This window comes from Gammaproteobacteria bacterium, assembly GCA_013696315.1.
In the GTDB taxonomy this organism is placed as follows: Bacteria; Pseudomonadota; Gammaproteobacteria; order JACCYU01; family JACCYU01; genus JACCYU01.
The window spans coordinates 1-16,269 of record JACCYU010000116.1 but is presented as its reverse complement, the minus strand read 5'-3'; the positions used below and the strand labels follow the sequence as shown (position 1 = coordinate 16,269).

Sequence of the window (16,269 nt, the reverse complement as noted above, 5' to 3'; positions counted from 1 at the left end):
CATGTCCGCACGGATTGAAGGCTACCGGACGCTCAACGACGCTCTATACTCGAACCGGGAGAGCGAGCGCGGTATCGGTTACATTCAAACCGGCGATGTCGAAACGCGAGTCAGCTACCGCGATCTGTTCGCGCGCGCCGCCGGCCAGCTTCATCGGTTGCGGGGCCAGGGCCTGCAACGCGGCGATCAGTTGATCGTTCTGCTGAACGATAACGAACGATTCATCGAAATTTTCTGGGCTTGCGAGTTGGGAGGGATCGTGCCGGTGCCGGTCGCGCCCGGCGTGAGCGACGAACATCGCCACAAGCTTTTCAGGATATTCGCTCAGCTCGAACGCCCTTATCTATATACAGACGAAACCATGCTGAACCGGTTGGCGGCGTTTGCCTCAGGCAACGGCCTGGATGAACACATCGCGCACGTGCGGGCGCGTACCGTGTTGAGCGCGCCGCCTGAAAATATGTCAAATCAAGGCAGGATCATCGAGCCCGATCCGGATGACATCGCCTTCATCCAGTATTCGTCCGGCTCGACCAGCGAGCCCAAGGGCGTGGTGCTCACGCATCGCAACCTCATGACGAACATCAAGGCCATCATCGATGGCGCGCGGTTCAAAGAGCTGGACGTATCGTTGAGCTGGATGCCGCTCACGCACGACATGGGCCTCATCGGTTTTCATCTCAACATGCTTGTGTGCGACATCGATCAATATCTCATGCCGACGGAATTGTTCATCCGCCGGCCGTTGCTGTGGCTCAAGGCGGCCAGCGACAAGCGTGCGAACATCCTGTGTTCGCCCAATTTCGGCTACAAACATTTCCTGCGGGTGTTCGCCAGCAAAGGACTGGACGACATTGACCTGTCGCACGTGCGGCTGATCTTCAACGGCGCCGAACCGATCTCGGTCGACTTGTGCGAGGAGTTCCTGGAAAAAATGGCTAGTTTCGGCCTTCCGCGGGCGGCGATGTTTCCGGTGTATGGTCTCGCCGAGGCGAGTCTGGCGGTGAGCTTCCCGCCGTGCGGCGAGGAATATCGGCCCGTCTACGTGCATCGCGACAGCTTGCAAGTCGGGCGCCCCGTGGAGCCGATGGAACGGGATGCGTCTGGCGCGGTGGGCTTCGTGCCGGTGGGACGTCCTATCCGTGATTGCGCGGTGCGCATTGCGGACGATGCCGGCAGCGCGCTTGCGGACCACACCGTCGGGCGTATTCTGATCAAGGGCGATAATGTCACCGGTGGCTATTACAGGAATCCGGATGTCAATCGCGCGGCGTTTTTCCAAGGAGGATGGTTGGACACCGGCGACCTTGGATTCGTGACCGCCGGTGAGCTGGTCATCACCGGCCGCTCCAAGGACATCGTTTTCGTCAACGGTCAGAACTATTATCCCCACGATCTCGAAAACATCGCGCAGCGCGTAAAGGGGCTGGAGCTCGGCAAGGTAGCGGTAGCCGGCTACCGCGCCGACAACGCGACCACCGACGAGTTACTGGTGTTCCTGTTATTCCGCGGCAGAATCGAGGATTTCGCCCCCATTGCTACGAACGTCGCGCACCAGATCAACGAACATGCGGGTGTGGAGGTGACGCATGTAGTTCCGGTCGCGCGCATCCCGAAAACCACCAGCGGCAAGGTGCAGCGTCATGCGCTGGCGCGCGAGTACGCGCAGGGAGCTTTTGACGACGCTCTCAGGGCGCTGACGAAATTGCGCAAGCCGGCACGAGCCGAAGATCAGGACACGCATTCCGCGCTCGAGCAGCTGCTCAAGCAGATTTGCGATGCCGCGCTCAAGGAGAAATCCATCGGCATCCACGAAAGTCTCTTCGACGTCGGCACCAGTTCGCTGGTGCTGGTGGAAATTCACGAGGGCATCGAGGCGGCGTACCCCGGCCTGGTGGATATTACCGATCTGTTCGATTATCCGACCATCGCCGAACTGGCCGTGTTTATGCGGACCAAGCTTGACGAGTCCGCTTGAAATGACGCCCATTTCGCGGAGCGCGATGAATGGCGGCACGCAACGGCAATGACGGCAGGCAACGCTGCGCATGGGCATTCGGTTCCCCCGCCCTGCGCGTCTATCACGACCGCGAATGGGGCGTGCCGGCGCATGACGATCGAAGGCTGTTCGAAATGCTGATTCTGGAAGGCGCGCAGGCGGGCTTAAGCTGGCGCACGATTCTGGACAAGCGGGCAGCTTACCGGCGGGCGTTTGATAATTTCGACGTCGAGCGCGTCGCGGGTTATTCGGCGGACAAGCTCGCCGATCTGATGCAGGACGCGGGTATCGTTCGCAACCGACTGAAGATCGAGGCCACAGTGGTGAACGCGCGGCGGTTTCTTGAAGTCGTAGCGGAACGCGGCAGCTTTCACGGCTACATTTGGGATTTCATCCAGGGCGCACCCATCCAGAATCGCTGGCACGGCGAGCAGGCGCCGCCCGCATATTCGCCTGAATCCGACGCGATGTCCAAAGATCTCAAGAACCGCGGCTTCAAGTTCGTCGGCACGACTATCTGTTACGCCCTGATGCAGGCTATCGGCATGGTCAACGATCATATGGTCGACTGTTTTCGTCACGCGGAGATCGTGAGTCTCGCCGAAAACGCGCGGTAAATTGCCCGGCTTGCAATGTTGCAACGAAATAGTACCATTGCAGTCCTAATTGTGAGAGGTGCCGATGCTGCGATTGAGCAAGATTACCGATTACGGCACGGTCGTGATGACATTCATGGCCATGTCGCCCGACGCGGTACACACCGCGCGGGAAATTACCGATCAGATGCACATCGGTCAGCCGACCGTGAGTAAGATCCTGAAATTGTTGGCGCACGCCGGTCTGCTGGAATCGTATCGCGGCGCCGCGGGTGGTTATCGACTGACGCGCGCGCCGGCGGCGATATCGGTGGCGGATATCGTCAGCGCTCTGGAAGGGCCGATCGGGATCACAGAGTGCAGCAGCAGCCCCGGGCTGTGTCATCAGGAAACCATGTGTCCGATACGCCCCAACTGGCAGATGATTAATCGCGCTGTCCTCGCTACCCTGGAACGAATCTCGCTGGCGGAGATGCTGCGTCCGGCAGCACCCGCAATTTCAGCGGCGAGTGGAAGCCGGTCCGGAGCACAAGTTCGTCAGTACTATAAATAACAGACAAAGCACGTAGCGTGCTTGGAGTGAGTAATGGCCGCGACATCAAGAGAAATCGACAAGCTCATCAGCCGCGAATACCGGCATGGCTTTTTCACCGATATCGAAGCGGATTCCGTACCGCCGGGTCTGAGCGAAGACGTTATCCGCGTGATCTCGGCGAAGAAGAACGAGCCGCAGTTCATGCTGGAGCTACGTTTGCAGGCTTACCGACACTGGCTGACCATGCCCGAGCCCAAATGGCCCAACACCTATTATCCGCCCATCGATTATCAGGCTATCGTCTACTATTCCGCGCCCAAGAAGGATGAGGATCGGCCCCAGTCCTTAGACGAAGTCGATCCCAAGCTGCGCGAGACATACAACAAACTGGGCATTCCGCTGCAGGAGCAGGAGATGCTGGCAGGCGTCGCCGTTGACGCGGTGTTCGACAGCGTCTCGGTCGCCACCACGTTCAAAAAGAAGCTTGCCGAGGAGGGTATCATCTTCTGCTCGTTCTCCGAAGCCGTGCAGAATCACCCGGAGCTGGTGCGGAAATATCTGGGCTCGGTAGTGCCTTATACCGACAACTTCTACGCCGCGCTGAATTTCGCGGTGTTTACCGACGGCTCGTTCGTGTATGTGCCCAAAGGCGTGCGCTGCCCGATGGAGCTGTCCACGTATTTCCGCATCAACGCGATCAACACGGGCCAGTTCGAGCGCACTCTGATCGTGGCCGAAGAAGGTTCATATGTCAGCTACCTGGAAGGCTGCACCGCACCGCAGCGCGACGAGAATCAGCTGCACGCGGCGGTGGTGGAACTGGTGGCGCTGGACAACGCGCAGATTAAGTATTCCACCGTGCAGAACTGGTATCCCGGCGACGAGCAGGGTCGCGGCGGCATTTACAACTTCGTGACCAAGCGCGGCGAGTGCCGAGGCCACAACAGCAAGATCTCGTGGACGCAGGTCGAAACCGGCTCGGCGATCACCATGAAGTACCCCAGCGTGGTGTTGAGCGGCGATCACTCGGTCGGCGAGTTCTATTCGGTGGCGCTGACCAACAATTATCAGCAGGCTGACACCGGCACGAAGATGATTCACATCGGCAAGGACACCAAAAGCACCATCATCTCCAAGGGCTTGTCTGCGGGCCATGGCCAGAATTCGTACCGGGGGCTGGTCAGAATCGGCAAGAATGCAGAACGCGCGCGCAATTACACGCAGTGCGATTCCATGCTGATCGGCGACAAGTGCGGCGCGCACACGTTTCCGTATGTAGAGGTCAAGAATCCCACCGCGACCGTGGAGCATGAGGCGTCGACGTCGAAGATCGGCGAGGATCAGATCTTCTATCTCACCCAACGCGGTATCTCGCCTGAGGACGCGGTGTCGATGATCGTGAGCGGTTTCTGCAAGGCGGTGTTCAAGGAACTGCCGATGGAGTTTGCCGTGGAGGCACAAAAGCTGCTGGGTGTGAGCCTCGAGGGCAGCGTCGGTTAAATCATTCACCGCAGAGGCGCAAAGGGCGCTAGAGAAGTCGTCTTCGTTATCTCTTGCGTACTCAGCGTCTTTGCCGTGAATTTAAGTTAGGAGTTTTTAGTGCTTTCGATTAGTAAGCTACACGTGTCGATCGACGACAAGGCGATTCTCAAGGGCATCGACCTTAAGGTAAACGTGGGCGAGGTGCATGCGATCATGGGGCCGAACGGTTCCGGCAAGAGCACGCTCGCACAGGTGCTGGCCGGCCGCGAAGGTTACACCGTTATCGACGGCCAGGTGCGGCTGGACGACGAGGATCTGCTGGAGCTCTCGCCCGAGGAGCGCGCGCATAAAGGTGTGTTTCTCGCCTTCCAGTATCCGGTGGAGATCCCCGGTGTCAGCAACATTTATCTGCTCAAGTCCGCGCTCAACGCCATTCGCAAGGCGCAGGGGCAGGAAGAGTTCGACGCCATGGACTTGCTCGGCATGGTCAGGGAGAAGCTGAAACTCACTGGCATGAATGAGGACTTTCTGTATCGATCCGTCAACGCGGGTTTTTCGGGCGGCGAGAAAAAGCGCAACGAGATATTGCAGATGGCGGTGCTGGAACCGCGGCTCGCCATACTCGACGAGACCGATTCGGGACTGGATATCGACGCGCTGAAGATTGTCGCCAACGGTGTCAATTCGCTGCGCTCGCCGGAACGCGCGTTCGTGTTGGTCACGCATTATCAGCGCCTGCTGGATTATATCGAGCCGGATTACGTGCACGTATTGGCCGATGGCAGGATCGTCAAGTCCGGCGACAAGACCTTGGCGCATGAACTGGAGCGCAGCGGTTACGGCTGGCTGGAGGAGCACGCGGCGCGAGCACCACGGGCGTCTGGCAATTCATGAACAGCGTAGCCATCAAACAGAATTTTCCCGGTGACGACGCCGTGGCGCATTACCTGGCCGCCTTCAAACGCCAGCGCGCGGCGTTGCCCGGCAGCGGCATTCCGTGGATGCAGCGGTTGCGTGACCAGGCCGCGAGCTCGTTTGCGCGCCAGGGCTTTCCCACGCCGCGCCACGAGGAGTGGAAGTATTCCGACACCAAACCGTTGCAAAAGCAGCGTTTTGAACTGCTTGCCGGTGGCGCCGGTGCGGCGGCGAAGGATACCGACGCGCATCGGTTTGAGGGCCTGAAGGCGCACCGGTTGGTGTTCGTAGACGGCCGCTTCTCGGTGAACTTGTCATCCATGCGCGAACTGTCCGCGGGTGCCGTGGTGATGCCTTTGAGCCAGGCTTTGCCGTCACACGTTGATACGGTCCAGTCGCATCTCGCGCATTACGCGACGATGGACACCAATGCGTTCGTGGCGCTCAACACCATGCTGATGAGCGACGGCGTGTTCGTTCATCTGCCGCCCGGCATGATCGTCGAGGCACCTATTCATGTGCTGTATCTGAGTACGGCCGACGGCGGCACTTCGCAGCTTCGCAATCTGGTCGTCGCGGAGCGCGGCGCCGAGGCGACGATCATCGAACACTACGCGGGCCCGGCCGACAGTGCTTATTGGACTAACACGGTGACGGAGATCGATTTGAATGGGAACGCCGGCATCGAGCATTACAAGCTCGAAGAAGAGGGCGACAAGGCGTTCCACATTGCGACCGTAGAAGTGCATCAGCATAGAGATAGCCGCTTCACCTCGCACAACGCGGCGCTCGGCGGGCGCTTCGTGCGCAACGACATCAACACGCGGCTTGATGGCGAGAACGCGCAGTGCGCGCTCAACGGACTTTACGTTATCAAGGGGCGTCAGCACGTGGATAACCACACGCGCATTGAACACGTGACGCCACGCACCGTGAGCCGCGAGCTGTACAAGGGCGTGATGGACGGCTGGTCCCGCGGCGTGTTCAACGGAAAAGTGATCGTGCACAAGTACGCGCAGCTTAGCGATTCGGAACAGGCCAATCACAGCTTGCTGTTATCGCCCAATGCGGAGGCCGACCCCAAACCGCAGCTGGAAATCTTCGCCGATGACGTGAAATGCGCGCACGGCGTCACCGTCGGGCAGCTTGATGCAGACGCGCTCTATTATCTGCGTTCGCGCGGCGTACCCAAAGCCGAGGCGCGGGGCTTGCTGACCTTCGCGTTCGCCAACGACGTGCTTACCCGCATGCGAATCGAACCCTTGCGCGCGCACCTGGAAAATCTCATCCGTGTGCGCCTGCCGACCCGAGCGACCGAGCTACCATGAACACTCTCGCCAGTGAAACGATGCGCACCGCAACCAGCGCGGGTCCGTCAAATAACAATGGCGCCCCGGCGTACGACGTCTATCGTATCCGCGAGGATTTTCCGATCCTGGCGGAACCCAGCCACGGTAAGCCCATAATTTATCTCGACAATGCCGCCACCAGCCAGAAACCGCGTCAGGTGCTGGAGGCGATGGATCACGCGTATCGGCACGCCTACGCCAACGTCCACCGCGGCGTGCACGATTTGAGCGAGCGCGCAACGCGGGCTTATGAGGACGCGCGCGGCCGGGTGCAGCGGTTCATCGGTGCCAGCGACGCGCGCGAGATTGTGTTCGTGCGCGGCACCACCGAGGCCATCAATCTGGTCGCGGCCACGTATGGTCGCGCGAATATCCGCGAGGGTGACGAGATCCTGATTACCGAGATGGAGCACCATTCAAACATCGTGCCCTGGCAGTTGTTGCGTGAAGAGACCGGCGCGAAACTGAAAGTCGCGCCCATGAACGACGCCGGCGAGCTGGTGGTGGAGGAATTCGAAAAATTGCTCAGTGAGCGCACGCGCATTGTTGCGCTGGTGCACGTTTCCAACGCGCTGGGTACGGTCAACCCGGTCAGGCGCATGGTCGAACTGGCGCATGACGCCGGCGCGAAGGTGCTGATCGACGGCGCGCAGGCGGTGCCACATATGCGCGTGGACGTGCAGGATCTCGGCTGCGACTTTTATGCGTTTTCCAGCCACAAGCTTTATGGCCCGTCCGGCGTAGGCGTGCTGTACGGACGTTACGCTTTGCTGGATGCGATGCCGCCTTATCAGGGCGGCGGCGAAATGATCCGGCGCGTGACGTTCGAGCGCTCGGACTTCGCGAAACCGCCCACGCGCTTCGAGGCGGGTACGCCCAATATCGTGGGTCCGGTCGGTCTGGCCGCGGCCATCGATTACGTCGAGAGTCTCGGGCTTGAGAATATCGCCGTGCATGAGGATGACCTGCTGCGCTACGCCACCGGCATTGCGGCGGATACACAGGGGATGCGTCTGATAGGCACGGCCGCGGAGAAGGCGAGCATTCTGTCGTTCGACCTGGACGGCGTGCACCCGCACGATATCGGCACCATTGTCGATCACGAAGGGGTGGCGCTGCGCGCCGGTCACCACTGCGCGATGCCGGTAATGGATCATTTCAAAGTGCCGGCTACCACGCGCGCCTCGTTCGGTCTTTACAACACGCGGGAAGACGTGGACGCGCTGTTCGCATCGCTGGCCAAAGTGCGGGAGGTGCTGGGGTAATGGCTGATCTGCGTGCGCTTTATCAGGAAGTCATCGCCGAGCACAACAGGAATCCGCGCAATTTCCGCTGGATGCAGGACGCCAATCGTATGGCAGTCGGCGTCAATCCGCTGTGTGGCGACAAGCTGACCGTGTACATGAAGGTCGACGAGAACGATACTGTTATTGATGTCAGTTTCGAAGGTTCAGGGTGCGCTATCTCGGTGTCATCGGCGTCGATAATGACGCAGATGCTCAAAGGCAGGAAGATCGACGAGGCCGAGCAGCTCTTCAAGGACTTTCACGAAGCGGTGACAAGAGAGGACCAGCAGCCGGACCTGGAGGCGCTCGGCAAAATCGCGGTGCTCGCCGGGGTCAAGGCTTATCCGTCGCGCGTGAAGTGCGCGACCTTGTCGTGGCACACGATGCATGCCGCGCTGGAAGGCGAAGAGTGGGTCTCGACCGAATAGATGCGAGGTTTAATGACATGAGTGACGAACAGATGGATGAGGCGCAACCACACGCCCACCAGCAACCGAAGGGCAGCGCAACGGCCGGCAATGGGGCGCTCGAAGACGAGGTCGTACGCGCGCTGCGCAATGTCTACGACCCGGAGATCCCGGTGAATATCTACGATCTTGGTTTGATTTACGAGATTGACATCGATGCGGACAACATGGTGTCCATCAAGATGACCCTGACGGCGCCGGGTTGTCCTGTCGCACAGACATTTCCGGGCACCGTGGAGTCTGCGGTGCGGGAAGTCGAAGGCGTGACGGACGCGGCCGTGGAGCTGGTGTGGGACCCGCCCTGGGACATGAGCCGCATGTCCGAGGCCGCGCGCCTGCAACTCAATATGTTTTGACGGTGCAAGTGTTGCGATGGCTGATTGGGTAGATGTGGCGCGCGCCGAGGAGTTGGCGCCCGGCGACTACGAGATTGTCGATATCGACGACGTCGAAATTGCCGTTATCAACTGCGACGGAGAGTTCTACGCGATAGAAGATGTCTGCACGCACGACGGCGGCGTACTGACCGGTGGTGATATCGACGGCTGCCAGATCGAATGCCCGCGTCACGGGGCGCGCTTCGATATCGCTACCGGCGAAGCCTTGACTGCCCCGGCGTATGAACCCGTCGCGATTTTTCCGGTGCGCGTTGAGGACGGCATGGTGCAGGTCCGCAACGATCGGTGGGATTGATTTTTGTTACAACGTGCAAGCGACGTATTCCCGCGCGCCGGCGGGCTGGGCGTGTCCACATGTTAAGATATGCGCGGGAGCCGGCCGGACAGTCGCTGTATTGCAGGTAAATGCAGAGGAAAGTCCGGGCTCCGCAGGGCGAGGCGCCAGGTAACGCCTGGGAGGCGCGAGCCTACGGAAAGTGCCACAGAAAAGATACCGCCTCGCGTCTTTAATGGCGCGCGGTAAGGGTGAAAAGGTGCGGTAAGAGCGCACCGCGCCGCTGGCAACAGCGGTGGCAGGGTAAACCCCGCCTGGAGCAAGACCAAATAGGGAGCAGGTACACGTTACCGCGTGCGGCCCGCACAGCTCCCGGGTAGGTCGCTAGAGGTGTGCGGCGACGCGCATCCCAGATGAATGACTGTCCACGACAGAACCCGGCTTATCGGCCGGCTCCCCTTCTGCCGTCGATGGTTACGCGACGTATCTGGTAGCGCGTAGTGATTCACCAGCTGTTGTAAAACCCTCTGTTTTGTGTCGTTTGTATCCAACGTTCTTTATTTATCTTCGCTGACCAATGGCGTTATTCCGCGTCTATTTATTCACTCTGCCGTTCATGCCCGGAATACGCGCGCTGGTCTGTTGCCCCAGTCGATTTTCCTTGACGTGCAAGGTGGTGCTACATATAGTGGCTTCGCGTGGGAGGAAGTGGGGAGAAGTGGGATGCTAGGATCTGATAATGGGGGATGACGAACTTGTTTCGTGGCTCTAGCATCCTGAATCTCGATGCCAAAGGCCGTATGGCCATGCCGGCCAAATACCGTGAACAGCTCATGGCGTCCTGTGGCGGTCGCCTGGTGATCACGGTTGATCGTGATCGCTGCCTGCTCCTCTACCCTATGCCCGCCTGGGAAGAAGTTGAATTTGAACTAAACCGGCTGCCGGGCCTGGATCCGCACGTTCGACGCCTGCTACGCAATCTCATGGGGAACTCCGAAGAACTCGAACTCGACGCGCAGGGCCGCATGCGCCTGCCGCCCGCACTAAGACAGTTTGCCAGGCTCGAGAAGCGCGTGGCGCTGGTTGGTCTGGGCAAAAAATTCGAGTTGTGGAACGAAGACACCTGGGCTGAGCAGCGCGATGCCTGGCTCAAGGGTGGAGAGTCCGAAGAACTCAACGCAGCTCTGGCCTCGTTGCCGCTCTGATTCGCACGCATGCACGCGACCGGCGAATCAACCCATCAACCGGTACTTCTCGAAGAGGCGCTTGCCGCACTCGCGATCAGGCCAGACGGCGTCTACCTGGACGGCACCTGCGGAAGGGGCGGCCACAGCGCCGCCATACTCGATCAACTGGATGATACGGGCCGCCTCATTGGTATGGACAAGGATCCGCAGGCGGTGCAGGCAGTGCGTACGACATTTGACGCTGATCGGCGCTTTTCCATCGAGCAGGGATCCTTTGCGTTGATGCGACTGCTTACCGACCGTCTGGGACTGACCGGCAAGGTGAACGGCATTCTGCTCGATCTCGGCGTGTCCTCGCCCCAGCTCAACGATCCAGAGCGCGGATTCAGCTTTAGCAAGAGTGGACCGCTGGACATGCGCATGGACGCAACCGGGGGACTCACCGCCGCACGCTGGCTGGCGCAGGCGGGCGAGGCCGAAATCGCCGAGGTACTCAAGGTGTATGGAGAGGAGCGGTTTGCCCGCCGCATCGCGCGGGCGATCGTTGATGCGCGCCGCGTCACGCCAATCGAAACGACCACGCAGTTGGCCGATCTCATCGTCGCCGCCTCGCCCACGCGTGAACGGCACAAGCACCCGGCGACGCGCAGCTTCCAGGCCATCCGCATCTTCATCAATCGCGAACTGGACGAGCTGAGCGAGGCACTTTTAAGCAGCCTCGCCGTGCTGGCCGCTTTTGGCCGTCTGGCGGTGATCAGCTTTCACTCGCTGGAAGACCGGATTGTCAAGCGCTTCATCCGTCAGCATGCCGGCGGCGCGGCAGGTCCGCGCGGTTTACCCATCGCCGGCGGCCAGGCGGCGGGCATGCTGCGCAAACTGGGCAAAGTCATCCGGCCCTCGCCGGAAGAATGCAGGCGCAATCCGCGCTCGCGCAGCGCGGTTCTGCGCGTGGCCGAGCGCATGCCATGAAATGGGGCGCGACGTGGCTCTGCCTTTTGTTCGCGGCAGTGCTAGTCAGCGCACTGGGCGTGGTTTACAGCAAGCACCAGAACCGCAAGCTGTTCATCGAGCTGCAGGCATTACAGACGCAGCGCGATGAATTGAGCGCGCAATGGGGGCGTTTGCAGCTCGAACAGAGCACCTGGGCGGCGCACGGCCGGATCGAGAACATCGCCGCGCAACGCCTGCGCATGCAGTTGCCAGAGTTCGATTCAATCGTCACGGTGCAGCCATGAATCCGCTCGGCTACCGGCCCTCCGCGCAAATGCCCGGCTATAACGGCCGACGCTGTCTGGTGCTGGCCGTGATGGGGCTTGGCGTAGTGCTGCTGCTCGGCCGCGCCCTGTATTTGCAGTTGCAGGAACGCGAATTCCTGCTGGGCGAAGGCGATGCGCGCCATCTGCGGGTGATGCCGATTCCCGCGCACCGCGGCATGATCTTAGACCGCCACGGCGAGCCGCTTGCGATCAGCACGCCGGTCGATTCCATCTGGGCCAATCCGCGCGAGACGCTGGCCGCGCGGGAACAGCTGCCGAAGCTCGCCGCCATGCTCGGCATCGACGCCGCCGAGATCGTGCGGGAGCTTGCCGCGCGCGCCACGCGTGAATTTGTCTACATCAAGCGCAGGGTCGATCCGGAGATCGCGGCGCGTGCAATGGCGCTCGTCATCCCCGGTATCAATCTGCAGCGCGAATACCGACGGTATTACCCCATGGGTGAGGTCGCCTCGCAGCTGCTCGGCTTCACGGACGTCGACGATGCCGGCCAGGAAGGACTGGAGCTTGCGTTCGACGACTGGCTGCGCGCCGAAGTCGGCGCCAAGCGCGTCATCAAGGATCGCCTCGGCCGCATTGTCGAAGATGTGGAGCGGATCAGCGCCGCCAGTCCGGGCAAGGATCTGCGCCTGAGCCTGGACCGTCGTATCCAGTATCTCGCCTATCGCGAACTCAAGGCAGCCGTGACGCGGCACCACGCTCGCTCAGGCGCCGCTGTGGTGCTGGATCCGCGCACCGGAGAGGTGCTGGCGATGGTCAACCAGCCTTCTTTCAATCCCAATAACCGCGAAAACCTGAGCACTGAGGGCACCCGAAATCGGGCGGTAACCGACGTGCTGGAGCCTGGTTCCACGATCAAGCCGTTCGTGATCGCGGCGGCGATCCAGAGCGGCCGTTATGGAACGGACACGATGATCGAGACATCGCCCGGCTGGTATATGGTGGGTGGACACACGATCCAGGATGAACACGATTACGGCGCACTGAGCCTGGCCGGCGTGATCCGCAAATCCAGCAATGTGGGCGCTACCAAGATCGCGCTGTCGCTGGCGCCCGCCAGCTTGTGGGAAAGCTATCGGCGCGTCGGTTTCGGAGCATTGACCGAGTCCGGTTTTCCGGGCGAGGCGGCCGGCGCGCTGAGCAGTTATCAGGGTTGGGGCCATGTTGAACGCGCCACGTTGGCGTTCGGTTACGGCCTTGCCACCACGCCGCTGCAGATCGCGCGCGCCTACTCCGCCATCGCAGCCGACGGTCTGCTGCCCTACATTTCGTACACGGCCGCGCGCGAGATTACGGCGCGGAAGCGCGCGATGAGTGTATCTACCGCGCGGCGTCTGCGCGGCATGCTGGAAGGCGTGGTCAGCGTAGGCGGCACCGCACCGATGGCGAGCATCGAAGGGTACCGGATCGCGGGCAAGACCGGCACCGTGCACAAGCCCATCGCGAGCGGTTATGCGCGGGATCGCTATGTTTCGATCTTCGCCGGTATGGCGCCGGCCAGCGAGCCGGCGCTAGTATCGGTGGTGGTGATCGATGAGCCGGGCGACGGCGCCTATTTCGGTGGTCAGGTGGCCGCACCGGTGTTCTCGCGCATCATGGCGGGCGCGCTGCGGCTGCTTGACGTGCGACCGGACGACCTGCCACATCTGCAGGCCCATACACCGCCGGCACCGAGGATCACGCCCAATGATGCCTGAGCAGCGATCAGAGCCCGGCTATCCGCTCGTGGCTCTGCTGGATCGAGTCGCCACGGTGCCAGCCGCGCAGAACGTGCCGATCCGGGGTTTGTGCAATCACGCGCAGGATGTCAGGCCTGGCGACCTGTTCGTGGCGCTGGCCGGAACGCGCACGCATGGCCTGCGGTATCTGGATGAAGCGCTAGCCAAAGGCGCCGCCGCCGTTGTCTGGGAACCGGCGCCTGGCATCGCGCCGCCGGCGCCGGCGTCTGTGCCCGTGATCGCCGTGGACGAGCTGGCGCGGCGGCTGGGCATGGTGGCCGATCGCTTCTTCGGACATCCCTCACGCGGCATGACCGCAATCGCCGTGACCGGCACCGACGGCAAGACTTCAGTCAGTCACTTTCTGGCACAGGCGCTGGATGCTCCGTGGCGCGGTTGTGGCCTCATCGGTACCTTGGGCTATGGCATGTACGGCCATCTCGTGCCCGGCGCGCATACCACGCCGGACGCGCTCAGACTGCACGCCGAGTTGGCGTGTCAGCGCGCGCAAGGCGCCGCCGCGACGGTTATGGAAGCCTCCTCGCACGCGCTCGCGCAATACCGTCTTGACGCGGTGGCGCTGGACATGGCAATCCTCACCAATCTCACGCGCGACCATCTCGATTACCACCGGAACCACGGCGCCTACGCGACCGCCAAGCGGCGGCTGTTTTCAATGCCCGGATTACGCCACGCGGTACTCAATACCGATGACGCGTTCGGCGCTGCGCTGGCCGCCGCGCTGCCGCTTTCGGTGAACACCATGGGTTACGGTATCGGCGCATCGCCTCTGCCAGACGACCGCAGCGTGCGCGCGACCGGCATCAGGGCCAGGCGCGGCGGACTGACGTTCAACGTAAGCACGCCCCAGGGCACCGGCATGATCGAAAGCCGGCTGCTGGGACGCTTTAATGTCAGCAACCTGCTGGCCGCGCTGGCAGCGCTGCTCACGCTGGATATGCCGCTCTCCCGGGCGCTTGCGCGGATTAATCAAACGCGAGGCGCGCCCGGCCGGATGGAAGTCCGCGGCACTGTGGGCCAGCCGCTGGTGGTGGTGGACTACGCACACACCCCCGCCGCGCTGACCCACGCGCTCACTGCTCTGCGCGAGCACTGCGCCGGGCGCTTGTGGTGTGTATTCGGTTGCGGCGGTGACCGCGATGCGGGCAAGCGACCGCTGATGGCGCAGGTCGCGGAGCGGCATGCCGACGCAATTATCGTCACGGACGACAACCCGCGCGGCGAGCCGCCAGCGCGTATCACAGCCGATATTCTCACTGGCTTTGCGGCGCCCGACGCCGTGCGCGTGATCCACGACCGCAGCGAGGCGATCGCGGGCGCCGTAGCAGCCGCGCGCGCAGGCGACGTCGTGCTGGTCGCCGGCAAGGGTCATGAACAGGTGCAGATCATCGGCGTTGAGCAGCGTCCGTTCAGCGACAGCCAGACCGTCGCGATGGTGCTGGGCGAGCCCCCGGCATGAGCTGGCTGCAACTCTCCGACATTGCGCGGCTCGCGCAGGGGCGATTGGTCGGCGATGACTCCGCGGTCGCATCGGTTACGACCGATACCCGTGCGTTGCAGCCGGGGCAGCTGTTCGTGGCGCTCGCCGGGCCACGCTTCGACGGACATGACTTCGTGGCGGAACTGGACCCGACGCAGGCCGCCGGCGCGCTGGTGGCGTGTGAAATGCGGACCTCGTTGCCGCGGATCGTGGTGGATGACACGCTCACCGCCCTGCAGCGTCTCTCGGCGGCTTGGCGCCGACAGTCTAAGGCGACAGTCGTCGCCCTCACGGGGAGCAACGGCAAGACCACTGTCAAGGAAATGATCGCCGCGATTCTTAAGCAAGAAGGCGAGGTGCTGGCGACCCGCGGAAATTTGAACAATCACATTGGCGTACCGCTGACCCTTCTGTCGATGCGCCCGAACCATGCCTTTGCGGTGGTGGAGATGGGCGCCAATCATCCGGGCGAGATCGCCGTCCTGACCGCCATCATCGATCCCGATATCGCGCTGGTCATTAACGCCGCCGCCGCGCATCTGGAAGGCTTCGGCAGCATCGAGGGCGTGGCCAGAGCCAAGGGTGAAATCTTCGCTGGCCTCGGCGACGACGGCGCCGCTGTGATCAACGCCGATGATGCGTACGCGGATTACTGGCGTTCGCGGGTGGGGGCGCGAAAGTGTCTGACGTTCGGCCTCGATGCTAAGGCTGACGTGAGTGCGCGCAGTATCGATGAGCAGGACTTGCATGTGACCACACCCGCGGGCGACATAAAAATCCGGCTATCGCTGCCTGGCCGACATAACGTCCGCAACGCGCTGGCCGCCGCGGCGGTGGCGATTGCCGCCGGCGCGAGCCTCGCATCGATCCGGACGGGCCTAGAAAAGATCACGCAGGTTCGCGGCCGTCTGGTGCCGCGCGACGGCATGCACGGCGCGCGGCTGCTGGACGACAGCTACAACGCCAATCCCGGCTCGTTCGCGGCGGCGCTGGAGGTGCTTGTTGCGCAGCCGGGCGCGCACTGGTTGGTGCTGGGCGATATGGCCGAACTCGGCGCCAGCGGCGAAGCGCTGCACCGGATGGTGGGCGAACTGGCGCGCGACGCGGGCGTGGCGCGATTGTTCGCGCTGGGCGCACTAAGTCAGGCCGCGGCCGATGCGTTCGGCACGGGTGCGGCGCACTTCGATTCGCACGCCGCGTTAGTCGAGGCCTTGCACGATGCGCTAGGCGCCGGCGCTGACAACAATGGCACTATCTTGATCAAGGGTTCACGCAGCATGTGCATGGA

Annotated in this window: 16 protein-coding genes and 1 other RNA gene; all 17 read left to right on the top strand. The window is 62.0% G+C overall.

Features of this window, described 5'->3' with window-relative positions; genetic code table 11:
- Position 1 precedes the first annotated feature (1 nt).
- Positions 2 to 1,978 (top strand): AMP-binding protein, encoded by a 1,977-nt coding sequence (locus H0V34_07220; protein MBA2491494.1) that lies wholly within the window; start codon positions 2 to 4, stop codon positions 1,976 to 1,978.
- Positions 1,979 to 2,007: 29 nt separating this feature from the next.
- Positions 2,008 to 2,616 (top strand): DNA-3-methyladenine glycosylase I, encoded by a 609-nt coding sequence (locus H0V34_07215; GenBank protein ID MBA2491493.1) that lies wholly within the window; start codon positions 2,008 to 2,010, stop codon positions 2,614 to 2,616.
- 64 nt (positions 2,617 to 2,680) lie between these two features.
- Positions 2,681 to 3,148 (top strand): SUF system Fe-S cluster assembly regulator, encoded by a 468-nt coding sequence (locus H0V34_07210; protein MBA2491492.1) that lies wholly within the window; start codon positions 2,681 to 2,683, stop codon positions 3,146 to 3,148.
- A 33-nt stretch (positions 3,149 to 3,181) separates the two neighbouring features.
- A complete protein-coding gene (sufB, locus tag H0V34_07205; GenBank protein ID MBA2491491.1) occupies positions 3,182 to 4,630 on the top strand; it encodes a Fe-S cluster assembly protein SufB in 1,449 nt (482 codons plus the stop codon).
- A 99-nt stretch (positions 4,631 to 4,729) separates the two neighbouring features.
- Positions 4,730 to 5,506 carry a Fe-S cluster assembly ATPase SufC gene (gene sufC, locus H0V34_07200; GenBank protein MBA2491490.1) on the top strand — a complete coding sequence of 259 codons (777 nt, stop codon included), beginning with the start codon at positions 4,730 to 4,732 and terminating at the stop codon, positions 5,504 to 5,506.
- The gene (sufD, locus tag H0V34_07195) at positions 5,503 to 6,855 is read left to right on the top strand and encodes a Fe-S cluster assembly protein SufD (GenBank protein ID MBA2491489.1); all 1,353 of its coding nucleotides are present in this window, start codon (positions 5,503 to 5,505) and stop codon (positions 6,853 to 6,855) included. Before sufC ends, sufD begins: the two co-directional genes overlap by 4 nt.
- A 20-nt stretch (positions 6,856 to 6,875) precedes the next feature.
- A complete protein-coding gene (locus tag H0V34_07190; protein ID MBA2491488.1) occupies positions 6,876 to 8,141 on the top strand; it encodes a cysteine desulfurase in 1,266 nt (421 codons plus the stop codon).
- Positions 8,141 to 8,590: an SUF system NifU family Fe-S cluster assembly protein gene (locus H0V34_07185; protein ID MBA2491487.1), complete on the top strand. Its 450-nt coding sequence runs from the start codon at positions 8,141 to 8,143 to the stop codon at positions 8,588 to 8,590. The genes H0V34_07190 and H0V34_07185 overlap by 1 nt, the downstream gene beginning before the upstream one ends.
- Before the next feature lie 17 nt (positions 8,591 to 8,607).
- The gene (locus H0V34_07180) at positions 8,608 to 8,985 is read left to right on the top strand and encodes an SUF system Fe-S cluster assembly protein (protein ID MBA2491486.1); all 378 of its coding nucleotides are present in this window, start codon (positions 8,608 to 8,610) and stop codon (positions 8,983 to 8,985) included.
- Positions 8,986 to 9,001: 16 nt separating this feature from the next.
- Positions 9,002 to 9,322, top strand: a complete 321-nt coding sequence (locus tag H0V34_07175; GenBank protein MBA2491485.1) for a non-heme iron oxygenase ferredoxin subunit — start codon at positions 9,002 to 9,004, stop codon at positions 9,320 to 9,322.
- A 76-nt stretch (positions 9,323 to 9,398) separates the two neighbouring features.
- An RNA gene (rnpB, locus tag H0V34_07170) (RNase P RNA component class A) lies at positions 9,399 to 9,762 on the top strand.
- A gap of 294 nt (positions 9,763 to 10,056) precedes the next feature.
- A complete protein-coding gene (gene mraZ / locus H0V34_07165) occupies positions 10,057 to 10,506 on the top strand; it encodes a division/cell wall cluster transcriptional repressor MraZ (GenBank protein MBA2491484.1) in 450 nt (149 codons plus the stop codon).
- Positions 10,507 to 10,515: 9 nt separating this feature from the next.
- Positions 10,516 to 11,457 (top strand): 16S rRNA (cytosine(1402)-N(4))-methyltransferase RsmH, encoded by a 942-nt coding sequence (gene rsmH, locus H0V34_07160; protein ID MBA2491483.1) that lies wholly within the window; start codon positions 10,516 to 10,518, stop codon positions 11,455 to 11,457.
- A complete protein-coding gene (ftsL, locus tag H0V34_07155) occupies positions 11,454 to 11,723 on the top strand; it encodes a cell division protein FtsL (protein MBA2491482.1) in 270 nt (89 codons plus the stop codon). Before rsmH ends, ftsL begins: the two co-directional genes overlap by 4 nt.
- A gap of 29 nt (positions 11,724 to 11,752) precedes the next feature.
- Positions 11,753 to 13,459, top strand: coding sequence for a penicillin-binding protein 2 (locus H0V34_07150; GenBank protein MBA2491481.1), 1,707 nt, complete (start codon positions 11,753 to 11,755; stop codon positions 13,457 to 13,459).
- Positions 13,452 to 14,960: a UDP-N-acetylmuramoyl-L-alanyl-D-glutamate--2,6-diaminopimelate ligase gene (locus H0V34_07145; protein MBA2491480.1), complete on the top strand. Its 1,509-nt coding sequence runs from the start codon at positions 13,452 to 13,454 to the stop codon at positions 14,958 to 14,960. The genes H0V34_07150 and H0V34_07145 overlap by 8 nt, the downstream gene beginning before the upstream one ends.
- Positions 14,957 to 16,269: UDP-N-acetylmuramoyl-tripeptide--D-alanyl-D-alanine ligase (murF, locus tag H0V34_07140; GenBank protein MBA2491479.1), on the top strand; the 1,313-nt coding region annotated here is incomplete at its 3' end. The genes H0V34_07145 and murF, both read left to right, overlap by 4 nt.

What these genes read in the sequence shown, in the direction of transcription:
- H0V34_07220 (MBA2491494.1), top strand. Translation starts at nt 2, where the DNA reads ATGTCCGCACGGATTGAAGGCTACCGGACGCTCAACGACGCTCTATAC.
- H0V34_07215 (MBA2491493.1), top strand. Translation starts at nt 2,008, where the DNA reads ATGGCGGCACGCAACGGCAATGACGGCAGGCAACGCTGCGCATGGGCA.
- H0V34_07210 (MBA2491492.1), top strand. Translation starts at nt 2,681, where the DNA reads ATGCTGCGATTGAGCAAGATTACCGATTACGGCACGGTCGTGATGACA.
- sufB (MBA2491491.1), top strand. Translation starts at nt 3,182, where the DNA reads ATGGCCGCGACATCAAGAGAAATCGACAAGCTCATCAGCCGCGAATAC.
- sufD (MBA2491489.1), top strand. Translation starts at nt 5,503, where the DNA reads ATGAACAGCGTAGCCATCAAACAGAATTTTCCCGGTGACGACGCCGTG.
- H0V34_07190 (MBA2491488.1), top strand. Translation starts at nt 6,876, where the DNA reads ATGCGCACCGCAACCAGCGCGGGTCCGTCAAATAACAATGGCGCCCCG.
- H0V34_07185 (MBA2491487.1), top strand. Translation starts at nt 8,141, where the DNA reads ATGGCTGATCTGCGTGCGCTTTATCAGGAAGTCATCGCCGAGCACAAC.
- H0V34_07180 (MBA2491486.1), top strand. Translation starts at nt 8,608, where the DNA reads ATGAGTGACGAACAGATGGATGAGGCGCAACCACACGCCCACCAGCAA.
- H0V34_07175 (MBA2491485.1), top strand. Translation starts at nt 9,002, where the DNA reads ATGGCTGATTGGGTAGATGTGGCGCGCGCCGAGGAGTTGGCGCCCGGC.
- rsmH (MBA2491483.1), top strand. Translation starts at nt 10,516, where the DNA reads ATGCACGCGACCGGCGAATCAACCCATCAACCGGTACTTCTCGAAGAG.
- ftsL (MBA2491482.1), top strand. Translation starts at nt 11,454, where the DNA reads ATGAAATGGGGCGCGACGTGGCTCTGCCTTTTGTTCGCGGCAGTGCTA.
- H0V34_07150 (MBA2491481.1), top strand. Translation starts at nt 11,753, where the DNA reads ATGCCCGGCTATAACGGCCGACGCTGTCTGGTGCTGGCCGTGATGGGG.
- H0V34_07145 (MBA2491480.1), top strand. Translation starts at nt 13,452, where the DNA reads ATGCCTGAGCAGCGATCAGAGCCCGGCTATCCGCTCGTGGCTCTGCTG.